This window comes from Mesorhizobium sp. B2-7-1, from assembly GCF_006440735.1.
GTDB lineage: Bacteria > Pseudomonadota > Alphaproteobacteria > Rhizobiales > Rhizobiaceae > Mesorhizobium.
Window position 1 is genome coordinate 18,389 of the sequence record NZ_VFUA01000089.1, and the last position, 10,725, is coordinate 29,113.

Genomic DNA, 10,725 nt, shown 5'->3' on the forward strand with positions numbered 1-10,725 from the left:
TCAGAACAAGAGAAAGGGTATTTCGGCGTTTTTCATGAAACGGTGAAATGCCCTGGGCGGTCGGAGCAAATGACAACGGGCGGTGCGCGCTTGGGCATGGTGGCTCAACTGACATTCCTGGCGATGATGGCATGTTCGGCCGCGCTGCTGGCCGGGTTCTTCGGCACGCTGCATCCGGCTCTCGATTCCTTCTCGCATTTCCGCATGCATCTGAGCCTGCTTGCGGCCTTGCTCGCGCTGGCGCTGCTTGCCGGTCCCTACCGGCTGCAGGCGGTTGCGGCACTGATCTTCGCCATCGCCTGCTTCGCCACGACGACGAGCGCGCTGCCCAGATTGTCGACGCAGCAGGCGATCGCAAAGCCCGCCGACCGGATCACCTACAGCCTGCTGCAGATGAACCTGCGCTTCAACAACCCGACGCCGAAGAAAGTGCTGTCGCTGATCGGCCGGACCAATCCCGACGTCATCACGCTCGACGAAGTGTCCGGCATGTGGGCGAAGGAGCTCGGCTATATTGCGGGCGCCTACCCCTATCGCATCCTTTGCGACTATCCCAACGGCATATTCGGCGTCGCGCTTCTCTCGCGCCGTCCCTTCGCCGCAGGCACCGCGCCACGCTGCGAGCCGCGCGGGGCGATGGCGACCGCCACGATCGATTTCAACGGCGTTCCGGTCAACGTCGCCGCGATCCATCTGAGCTGGCCGTGGCCGAAGGAGCAGTACTGGCAGATCGGCGAGCTGGCGGAGCCGCTTGCCGGGCTCGGCGAGACCGCCATCATGGCCGGCGACTGCAACGCCGTGCCATGGAGCGCGGCGGTGCGGCGGATGGCGCGGCTCAGCGGCATGACGCTGATGCCGTCGGCCGGCCCGACCTGGATCCACCGCACGCTGCCCGATTTCCTGCGCCGCTATGCAGGCCTGCCGATCGACCAGGTATTCAGCAAGGGCCGGGTGACGATCCTGTCGTCGGCCCGGATGGAGGATACCGGCTCCGATCATCTGCCGGTGCTGGTCGAATTCACGCTGCCGACCGACAGCAACGCGCCTGAGGACGAGCATAAATCGGCGCTGGCGGCGAATGACGCGCCGGACAAGCCGCGAGGCTGACGCTCCCGCCTGGCAGGCAAACTGGCTGGAGTTCAGTTCTTGCCTATCAACGCATTGACCAGCCGGTCGACGTGGCCGCCGTCGCGATGCTCGCGCGCGTCGAAGGCGTTCTGTTTGGCTTCATATTGCGCGTAGACGGCGTCGATCCGGCGCCTGGCCTCGCGATGGGTGGCGGTGCAGAACCAGTTGTCGGCCAGCTCAAGGCCGGCAATAGACTTATCGGTGGCGCGCATCATGGCCTTGGCGATGCGGCCGTGGTGGTGCTCGTGAGCGTGGACGCCGGCAAGGAAGCGCCGCCAGCGCCGCTCGAGCCTGGATGTCGGCGGCGAAGCAAGGCGAGGAAAAGTGTAGGTGAGTTCCATCGTTCCGCCGGCGCTCCGCAATCGACAGACGCCGTCGGCGCGATCCACGTCCAGGTTCCAGTTCACGACGTAGCTGGTGTCGGCGATGGCGCGAGTCATGAAGCCGTGCTTGGGCCCTTTGCGGTCCATCGCTTCGACCAGCCCAGCGCCCGTCGTGCCGGCGATGTCATAGCTGCGCGTCGTGACCAGCACCTTGGTGCCGGCCAGGGCCTCTGGGGCGATGCCGCACAGGCCGCCGAGCATGACGAGGCATGTAAGAACCGTCAGGCGCATGGCCATTTGCTCCCTATCCGCAGGGAAGGGAACTATAAGCCGGGCGCAATTTCAAGCTTGAGCGCTTGAACGCCGTTAACGGGCCGGTCGGAACCGCGGGATGGTTGCCGAACGGCGGTCGAGGTGCCCGGCCGGCGGCCGGATCACATGCCCTGATAGACTGGTCCCTCACCACCTTGCGGCGGCACCCAGTTGATGTTCTGGTTCGGATCCTTGATGTCGCAGGTCTTGCAGTGCACGCAGTTCTGCGCGTTGATGACGAAACGCACGTCCTTGGCCGATGGGTCGGCGGCGGCGTTGCCGTCCTTGTCCACCCATTCGTAGACGCCGGCCGGGCAGTAGCGGGTCGATGGACCGGCAAAGACGTCGTGCTCGGAACGCTGCTGCAGCACCATGTCGCCGACGATCAGGTGGGTCGGCTCGTTTTCCTCATGGTTGGTGTTGGAGAGGAATACCGAGGAAAGCCGGTCGAAGGTCAGCACGCCATCCGGCTTCGGATAGGCGATCTTCTGATGCTTGGAGGCCGGCTCGAGCGCCGCATAGTCGGCCTTGCCATGCTTCATGGTGCCGAAGGGCGAGAAGCCGAACAGCGTGTTCAGCCACATATCGAGACCGCCAATGCCGACGCCGACGATGGTGCCGAAGCGCGACCAGAGCGGCTTGACGTTGCGCACCTTCTTCAGGTCCTTGCCGATGTCGGTGCCGCGCCAGGCGTCTTCGTAGGAAGCAAGCTCGTCATTGGCACGGCCGCCGGCGATCGCCTCGGCCACATGCTCGGCCGCCAGCATGCCGGAGAGCACCGCATTGTGCGAACCCTTGATGCGCGGCACGTTGACGAAGCCTGCAGCGCAACCCACCAGCACGCCGCCCGGGAAGGAAAGCTTCGGCACGGACTGCCAGCCGCCTTCTGTGATGGCGCGCGCGCCATAGCCGATGCGCTTGGCGCCCTCGAAGGTGCCGGCGATCGCCGGATGGGTCTTGAAGCGCTGGAACTCCTCGAAGGGCGAAAGATAGGGGTTCTTGTAGTTCAGGTGGACGACGAAGCCGACCGCCACCTGGTTGTCCTCGAGATGGTAGAGGAACGAGCCGCCACCGGTCTTCATGTCGAGCGGCCAGCCGAAGGAATGCTGCACGAGACCCGGCTTGTGGTTCTCGGGCTTGACCTGCCAGAGCTCCTTGAGGCCGATGCCGAACTTGCCCGGCTCGCGGCCATCGGCAAGCTGGTACTTGGCGATGAGTTGCTTGGCCAAGGAACCCCGCGCGCCCTCGCCGATCAGCACATATTTGCCCATCAGCGCCATGCCAGGCGCGTAGGCCGGGCCATGCGAGCCATCCTTCTCGACGCCCATGTCGCCGGTGATGACGCCGGTGACGGCGCCGGCGTCGTTGTAGACGAGGCTTGCGGCGGCGAAGCCCGGATAGATCTCGACGCCCAGCGCCTCGGCCTTGGTCGCCAGCCAGCGGCAGACATTGCCGAGCGAGACGATGTAATTGCCGTGATTGTTCATCAGCGGCGGCATCAGGAAGTTGGGCAGGCGGAACGAGCCGGCCGGCCCCAGCACCAGGAAATGATCCGCCGTGACCGGCGTCTTGAATGGATGATCGCCCTCCTCGCGCCAGCCAGGCAGCAGCCGGTCGATGCCGATCGGATCGACGACGGCACCGGAAAGGATGTGCGCGCCGACCTCGCCACCCTTCTCCAGCACGACGACGGAAAGCTCGGGGTTGAGCTGCTTCAGACGGATCGCCGCGGCGAGGCCGGCGGGACCCGCGCCGACGATCACCACGTCGAATTCCATGCTCTCGCGTTCGATTTCGCTCATCGGCCCCTCACTGGCTCGCCATGTTTTCGCATTCTGCTGGCTCACGCGCTGCATAGCGCATCAATTCGCGACGCGAAACCGGCGCTGACGTGACAACACCGATTTCGACAAAAAGTCGCGGGTCTTGCATGCCAAACGGGCGATGGCACGGCTCAAGCCAAGCATAGGCCAGCGCCAATCGGTTGGCAGGCCAGGCCGCGCCCGCATGTTTTTAATTGTTCGACGGCTTGGTTATCGGCAATACTTCACGCCATGCGCAGTCTAGAGCCGCCCGGCTTTCCATCGAAGCGCTTACTCTTCACGCCCGGCCTGGCCTGGCGCGCGGTTCTTCCGCTCCTCTTTTTGACCCTGCCGGCGGAGGCCGACCCGGTGAAGGTCTGGGCGACCGGCGCCTATTCCTTCTCCGACGAGCTGGGTGGCTTCCGTATCACCGCCGTGTCCGGCATCGGTACCAAGGAAGACCCGTTGGTCATCAAGGAAGAGCTGAACACGGCGACACCGGTGACGCTGACCATCCGCGCGACCAAGCCGATCGAACCCTTCGGCAAGGCCGGCGAAGTCGCCAATGGCGTGATGTATATGCGCATCGACGTGCTGAACAACAGCGCGCTGCCCTGGGTGGAGTTCCAGTTCGAGCTGCAGGAGATCCTCGACCAGCCAAGCGTGTTCGGCGACGGCCTTTCCTTCGACCAGCGCAACAAGACACCCGACAACATCTGGTCGAGCAATTTCGCCGATTTCGACCGGCGGTTCGAACCGTATGATCAATTGCTGTTCAAGAACGGCAAGGTCGACCCGCTGAAGACGGCGACCTTCGATTTCCTGATCACCGACTACACACCGCGCTGGACATTTTACATCGTGCAGGATCCGCGCATACCCACCGGGTGAAGTACGGCCGGTATCCAAGGCGGACCTGGCAACTTGCAAATCGGCGCCGCGCGGACGATGGTGGCGCCATGACTACCGCCTCCCCCAGCACACCCGCCGAGATCGCCGAGCTGCTCGCCTTCTATGCCAGCGCCGGCGTCGACGAGGCACTTGAAGACGCCCCGATCAATCGGTTTGCCGAAGCGGCGGCGAGGTCGGCGGAACGCAGGCCTGCCGAGCGCGGTCCTGCCGGGCGCAGTCCCGCCGAGCGCGTGGTGGCCGCGCCGCACCGCGAAGAGAGCCGCCCGGCACCCGAGCAGGCTCCCGAACGCGCCGAGAGGCCCAACCCGCCAGCGCCGCCATCCGGCATCGATGCGAGCAACATTCCGGACGCACCCGCGCGGGTGCCGGCGGCCGCCGCCGTTCCCGACGAGGCGCAGGCTGCCGCCGCGCGCCAGCTTGCAGCGCGCGCGACGACGCTCGACGAGCTGCGCCAGCACATGGCCGCCTTCGATGGCTGCAATCTCAAATTCACCGCCAAGAACCTGGTCTTCGCCGATGGCAACCCGAACGCCGACCTGATGCTGGTCGGCGAGGCGCCGGGCCGCGACGAGGACCTCGAAGGCCTGCCTTTCGTCGGCCGCTCCGGCCGGCTGCTCGACCGCATGCTGGCGGCGATCGGCCTCGACCGCAACTCGGCCTATATCGCCAACGTCATTCCCTGGCGGCCGCCGGGCAACCGCACGCCGACGCCGCACGAGACCGAAATCTGCCGGCCCTTCATCGAAAGGCAGATCGAGCTGGTCAATCCCAAGGTGCTGGTCAATCTCGGCGGCCCGTCGGCCAAGACGCTGCTCAACACAACGGAAGGCATTCTCAGGCTGCGCGGTAACTGGCGGGTGCACACGACGGCGTCGGGCATTGCTATTCCGGCGATGCCGACGCTCCACCCGGCCTATCTCCTGCGCACGCCGGTGCACAAGAAACTGGCCTGGCGGGATTTTCTGGAGGTGAAGGCGAAGCTGCCGAGTTTGGCGACTAGCTGATCTCCTCCGTTGTGGGGGAGATCAGCCGACACCGGCGCCTTCGCCAATAACCTCCAAGGTAATTGAATTGCGCCCCTGGCGACCTTAGTCATTCCCCCATGACCACATCCCCAACCTCCGCGGGCAGCCTGATCCGCGAATGGCGTACCCGTCGCCGCATGAGCCAGCTCGACCTCGCCATGGAGGCCGAGATCTCACAGCGGCATCTCTCCTTCGTCGAGAGCGGGCGCGCGCAGCCGTCGCGCGAGATGGTGCTGCATCTCGCCGAACAGCTTTCCATTCCGCTGAGGCAGCGCAACCAGCTGCTGCTCGCAGCGGGCTTCGCGCCGAGCTTCAGCGAGCGATCGCTGACCGACGCCGCGCTGGCGCCGGCGGTTGCCGCGGTGGAGACGGTGCTCAAGGGTCATGAGCCCTTCCCGGCACTGGCGGTCGACCGGCACTGGAACCTCGTCACGGCAAACGCGGCGATCGGCCCCTTCCTGGCCGACGTAACGGAGGCGTCGCTGCTGCAGCCGCCGGTCAACGTGCTGCGGCTCAGCCTTCATCCGGGCGGCGTGGCGCCGCGCATCGTCAACCTAGTGGAATGGCGCGCGCATCTGCTGGAGCGGCTGAAGCAGCAGAACGATGCTACCGGCGATCCGGTGCTGATCGATCTGGAGCGGGAGCTGCGCGGTTATCCGTCGGGCATGAAGAGCGCACGGCCGGTGCCGATTGAGCCGAACGGTATAGTGCATCCGCTCAGGCTGGCGCATGGCGATCAGGTGCTGTCCTTCATCAGCACGATCACCGTGTTCGGCACGCCGCTCGATGTCACGCTGTCGGAACTGGCGATCGAGTCTTTCTTTCCCGCCGACGAGCAGACGCGCACGGTGCTGGTGCGGCTGGCGAAAGAGCGAGGCGGGTAAAGATTCCTAGTCGTCGGCAGCTTCTCAGAAATCAATTCCGCATGCCTTGAAGAAATCCGGTCCGAGGATGTGGCCCGCAGCAAGCAACGGAATTCCCAAAACCCAAGCTGTGAGAAATCCGAGAACGCCGTATTTGAATATTCGCCCCGCGATCGTGGTCATTGCCCTGAGGAGAAAGGCGCCGCTCCTCATCCTGGCAAAGTCCGAGCCCTCATCGCGAGGCCCTTTGATTGACACCACTGCCATGGATATCGCGGCCGTAGCCCATGATCCAAATGCGAACCATGCGTATAAATGCATGGTAACGCTTGCCAGATTGCAGCTCATATCGGAGCATCAGCCTTCGCTGTCATTGCCGTTAAGATTCATACCTCTCGCCGCGGGAGGCCAACAGAACAGATCACCCCTGCGGCGGCGCCGCCTTCCTGATGCGCGTGCGCTCCAGCCCGAGTTGCCGTTCGCGCCATATTATGAAGATACCGGCGGCTACCACGATCATCCCGCCGATCAGCGTGTTCAGCGATGTCACGTCGCCGAACACGAAATAGCCGACCACGACGCCGAGTATCATCGAGGTGTATTCGAACGGCGCCACGACCGAGGCCTCGGCATGGCGATAGGCTGCCGTCATCAGGATCTGGCCGAGTCCGCCGCAGAAGCCCGCGACGACAAGCAGCGCTGCCTGCATCGGCGTCAGCACCTGCCAGCCGAAGGGCAGCGTGAAGAGCGACAGCACCGAAGCCGTCGAGGAGAACCATAGCACGATGGTCGCCGTCTTCTCCGTCTGCACGAGATTGCGCACCAGAAGCATGGCGACGGCTGAGATCGCAGCGGCGATCAGCGCGGCCATGACGCCCAGCACCTCCTGGTCGTCAAGGCCTTCGTCGGAATTGAGCAGCGTCAGTTCGGGCCAGGAGATGATCAGCACGCCGGCAAGGCCGACCGCAACCGCGCTCCAGCGATAGACACGGATCGTCTCGCCGAGGAAGATCGAGGAGAACACGACGACCAGCAGCGGCTGGGCGTAGTTCAGCGTGATCGCCTCCGGCAGCGGCAACCGGGTCAGCGCGAAGAAGCCGAGCCCCATGGCGCCGACGCCGACCAGGCCGCGCGCGATGTGATTGAACGGCCGCTTCGTCGTGAATGCCGTGGCGAGCTCTCCCTTGAAGGCGAGGAACGCAATGATCGGGAAGATCGCGAAGAAAGAGCGGAAGAAGACGATCTGCCCGGCGGGCACGTCGCCGGCCGCCTTGATGCAGGTCTGCATGCCGACGAAGACCGTCACCGAGACGATCTTCAGCGTGATGCCGCGCAGCGTGTTGTGGCCGACGGCATGATCGACGGTCATCTTGCCTCGTAAGGACGGTCTGAAAACGAAGCCGCCAAATAGCCCAAGAGCAATTCCAGGAAAAGTGTGTAACCGGAATTGCGAAACACATCCTATCCCGCAGTTTTGTCGCGTGGCCGTTTCGTGTAAAGAGCACGCACCTCAAAAATCTCGGACCAGCCAGGCTGGTTTTCCGCCCGAAACCGACAGGAAAAGCCGAAGGAATGCGCACAGATACCGGCCATGTCTTCAAGCTCGAAGACTATCGCCCCAGCGACTATCTCATCCCCGCGACCAGCCTGGACTTCCGCCTGTCGCCGGACGCGACCCATGTCACCGCGCTGCTTACCATCGAACGGCGCGAGGGCGTTGTCGCCTCGGCGCCGCTGGTGCTCGACGGCGACGGGTTGACGCTGCTTGGCCTCGCCATCGATGGGCAGGCCCTCCCAGCCGGCGACTATGAGGCGACGCCGGACCGGCTGACGATCCTGAAGCCGCCGGTGGCACAGCGCTTCGAGCTTCGCCTGGAGACCGAGATCGCGCCTTCGCGCAACGAGGCGCTGATGGGCCTCTACCGCTCCAGCAACGTCTATTGCACGCAATGCGAGGCCGAAGGCTTTCGCCGGATCACCTATTTCCTCGACCGGCCCGACATCCTGTCGGTCTACACCGTGCGCATCGAGGCTCCGCACAACGATGCGCCGTTGCTGCTCTCCAACGGCAATCCCGTCGAACGCGGCGCCCTCGCCAATGGCCGGCACTACACGGTGTGGCACGACCCCTTCCCCAAACCTTCCTACCTCTTCGCGCTGGTGGCGGGCGCGCTCGGTAAGGTGGCGGGCAGCTTCACCACCATGTCCGGCCGCGAGGTCGAGCTCGGCATCTATGTCGAGCCCGGCAAGGAGCGGCTTGCCGGCTATGCGATGGATGCGCTGAAACGCTCGATGAAATGGGACGAAGAAGCCTTCGGCCGCGAATACGACCTCTACGTCTTCAACATCGTCGCCGTGTCCGACTTCAACATGGGGGCGATGGAGAATAAGGGCCTCAACGTCTTCAACGACAAGTATGTGCTGGCCGACGAGGAGACCGCGACAGATGCCGACTTCGCCAATATCGAGGCGATCATCGCGCACGAGTATTTCCACAATTGGACTGGCAACAGAATCACTTGCCGCGACTGGTTCCAGCTCTGCCTGAAGGAAGGCCTGACCGTTTACCGCGACCACGAATTCTCCGCCGACCAGCGCTCGCGGGCGGTGAAGCGCATCGCCGAAGTGCGCACGCTGCGCGCGCATCAGTTCCCGGAAGACCAGGGACCGCTGGCGCATCCGGTCAGGCCGCGCCGTTACCGCGAGATCAACAACTTCTACACGGCGACCGTCTACGAGAAGGGCTCGGAAGTGGTGCGCATGATCCGCACCATCCTCGGGCCGGAGACTTTCCGCGCCGGCATGGATCTCTATTTCGAGCGGCACGACGGCGAGGCGGCGACGATCGAGGATTTCCTCAAAGTGTTCGAGGACGTCTCGGGCCGCGACCTGGCGCAATTCGCGCTCTGGTATCACCAGGCCGGCACGCCGAACCTAACGGTGAGCTCCACGCACAACGCGGCGGCCAGGGAGTTCACGCTGGAGATCGAGCAGTCGGTGCCGCCGACGCCGTCGGAAAGCCGCAAGCGGCTGATGCATATTCCCCTTGCGTTCGGGCTCGTCGGCGCCGGCGGCAAGCCCGTCACCTGGACGGCCGTCGAGGGCGCAACTGTGGATGACGGCGTCATCCATATCCGCAAGCGCCGGCACACGGTGCATTTTTCGGGCGTTTCGGAACGGCCTTCGGTGTCGCTCAACCGCGGTTTCTCGGCGCCGATCACGCTTTCGGTGCAGCAGAAACCGGAAGACCAGTTCTTCCTGGCGGCGCATGACAGCGACGCCTTCTCACGCTGGCAGGCGTTCAACACGCTTTTGACCGACGCGCTGATCGCTGCCTTCCGCCAGCTTCTCGGCGGCAAGCAGCCGGCCTTCACGGCAAAGCTCGCCGAACTCGCCGGCAGGATCGCCGGCGACGAGACGCTGGAGCCGGCCTACCGGGCGCTGGCGCTGTCGCTGCCCGGCGAAGCCGACATTGCCCGCGACATCGGCAAGGGCATCGACCCAGACGCCATCTTCGCCGCGCGCGAGGCGCTGGCGCGGACGATCGGCGAGGCAAACCGCGAGGCCTTCGAGGCGCTCTACGAAAGGCTTGCCGACAAGGGTCCGTTCAGCCCGGACGCGGCGAGCGCAGGACGGCGCGCGCTACGCAATATCCTGCTCGACTATCTGTCGCTGCTGCCGGGCGGCGCCGCCCTCGCCGCGCGGCACTTCGATGCCGCCACCAACATGACCGACCGCGCCGCTGCGCTCGCCGTGCTGGCGCATCGCCATTCAGGCACGGCCGAGGCCAAAGAGGCGCTGGCCGCCTTCGAGGCCCGCTATCGCGGCGACGCGCTGGTGCTCGACAAATGGTTCCAGATCCAGGCCGGCGTGCCGGGCGCGAACACGGTCGAGAAGGTGCGCGAGCTCATGCGGCATCCGGCCTTCTCGATCGCTAACCCGAACCGCGTGCGTTCGCTGATCGGCACCTTCTCCAGCGCCAACCAGACCGGATTCCACCGCGCCGACGGCGAAGGCTACCGTTTCTTCGCCGAGACGGTGCTGGAGGTAGAAAAGCGCAACCCGCAAGTGGCGGCAAGGCTGGCGACCGCGCTACGGTCCTGGCGCGCGCTGGAGCCCGGACGGCAGGCCAAGGCCAAGCAGGCGCTGCTCGATATGGCGAAGGTTGAGAACCTGTCGGCCGATTTGCGCGATATCGTGGAGCGGACGCTGGCGTAGCGCTCTTTCCTTCTCCCCTTGTGGGAGAAGGTGGATCGGCGCATAGCGCCGAGACGGATGAGGGGTGTTCCAGCGGAGTGAGGCGCTGGTTTTCCCTGGAGCACCCCTCATCCGGCCGCTTCGCGGCCACCTTCTCCCACAA

At 64.8% G+C, this 10,725-nt stretch carries 8 protein-coding genes; 5 read left to right on the plus strand and 3 right to left on the minus strand.

Annotated features, from left to right (window positions below; all coding sequences use genetic code 11):
• Positions 1-69: 69 nt before the first annotated feature.
• Positions 70-1,107 carry an endonuclease/exonuclease/phosphatase family protein gene (locus FJ471_RS25935; RefSeq protein WP_246684835.1) on the plus strand — a complete coding sequence of 346 codons (1,038 nt, stop codon included), beginning with the start codon at positions 70-72 and terminating at the stop codon, positions 1,105-1,107.
• A gap of 32 nt (positions 1,108-1,139) precedes the next feature.
• Here the strand turns inward: FJ471_RS25935 and FJ471_RS25940 are convergent, their stop codons facing one another.
• Together FJ471_RS25940 and FJ471_RS25945 are read right to left on the minus strand one after the other, a co-directional pair.
• The gene (locus FJ471_RS25940) at positions 1,140-1,742 is read right to left on the minus strand and encodes a DUF922 domain-containing protein (protein ID WP_140807577.1); all 603 of its coding nucleotides are present in this window, start codon (positions 1,740-1,742) and stop codon (positions 1,140-1,142) included.
• A gap of 143 nt (positions 1,743-1,885) precedes the next feature.
• Positions 1,886-3,565, minus strand: coding sequence for an electron transfer flavoprotein-ubiquinone oxidoreductase (locus FJ471_RS25945; RefSeq protein WP_140807578.1), 1,680 nt, complete (start codon positions 3,563-3,565; stop codon positions 1,886-1,888).
• 252 nt (positions 3,566-3,817) lie between these two features.
• Here FJ471_RS25945 and FJ471_RS25950 point away from each other — a divergent pair, with 252 nt between their 5' ends.
• The 3 genes from FJ471_RS25950 (at position 3,818) to FJ471_RS25960 (ending at position 6,386) form a co-directional block, all read left to right on the plus strand.
• Positions 3,818-4,456: a hypothetical protein gene (locus FJ471_RS25950; RefSeq protein WP_140807579.1), complete on the plus strand. Its 639-nt coding sequence runs from the start codon at positions 3,818-3,820 to the stop codon at positions 4,454-4,456.
• 68 nt (positions 4,457-4,524) lie between these two features.
• Positions 4,525-5,481: a uracil-DNA glycosylase gene (locus FJ471_RS25955; protein WP_140807580.1), complete on the plus strand. Its 957-nt coding sequence runs from the start codon at positions 4,525-4,527 to the stop codon at positions 5,479-5,481.
• Positions 5,482-5,579: 98 nt separating this feature from the next.
• The gene (locus FJ471_RS25960; protein WP_140807581.1) at positions 5,580-6,386 is read left to right on the plus strand and encodes a helix-turn-helix transcriptional regulator; all 807 of its coding nucleotides are present in this window, start codon (positions 5,580-5,582) and stop codon (positions 6,384-6,386) included.
• Positions 6,387-6,786: 400 nt separating this feature from the next.
• Here the strand turns inward: FJ471_RS25960 and FJ471_RS25965 are convergent, their stop codons facing one another.
• Entirely contained in the window at positions 6,787-7,734 is a 948-nt protein-coding gene (locus FJ471_RS25965) for a DMT family transporter (protein WP_140807582.1), read from the minus strand.
• Positions 7,735-7,937: 203 nt separating this feature from the next.
• Between FJ471_RS25965 and pepN the strand changes: the two genes are divergently transcribed.
• Complete coding sequence (gene pepN / locus FJ471_RS25970) at positions 7,938-10,583, plus strand: aminopeptidase N (RefSeq protein WP_140807583.1); 2,646 nt, start codon at positions 7,938-7,940, stop codon at positions 10,581-10,583.
• The last annotated feature ends 142 nt before the right edge of the window (positions 10,584-10,725 follow it).

What these genes read in the sequence shown, in the direction of transcription:
- FJ471_RS25935 (WP_246684835.1), top strand. Translation starts at nt 70, where the DNA reads ATGACAACGGGCGGTGCGCGCTTGGGCATGGTGGCTCAACTGACATTC.
- FJ471_RS25940 (WP_140807577.1), bottom strand. Translation starts at nt 1,742, where the DNA reads ATGCGCCTGACGGTTCTTACATGCCTCGTCATGCTCGGCGGCCTGTGC.
- FJ471_RS25945 (WP_140807578.1), bottom strand. Translation starts at nt 3,565, where the DNA reads ATGAGCGAAATCGAACGCGAGAGCATGGAATTCGACGTGGTGATCGTC.
- FJ471_RS25950 (WP_140807579.1), top strand. Translation starts at nt 3,818, where the DNA reads ATGCGCAGTCTAGAGCCGCCCGGCTTTCCATCGAAGCGCTTACTCTTC.
- FJ471_RS25955 (WP_140807580.1), top strand. Translation starts at nt 4,525, where the DNA reads ATGACTACCGCCTCCCCCAGCACACCCGCCGAGATCGCCGAGCTGCTC.
- FJ471_RS25960 (WP_140807581.1), top strand. Translation starts at nt 5,580, where the DNA reads ATGACCACATCCCCAACCTCCGCGGGCAGCCTGATCCGCGAATGGCGT.
- FJ471_RS25965 (WP_140807582.1), bottom strand. Translation starts at nt 7,734, where the DNA reads ATGACCGTCGATCATGCCGTCGGCCACAACACGCTGCGCGGCATCACG.
- pepN (WP_140807583.1), top strand. Translation starts at nt 7,938, where the DNA reads ATGCGCACAGATACCGGCCATGTCTTCAAGCTCGAAGACTATCGCCCC.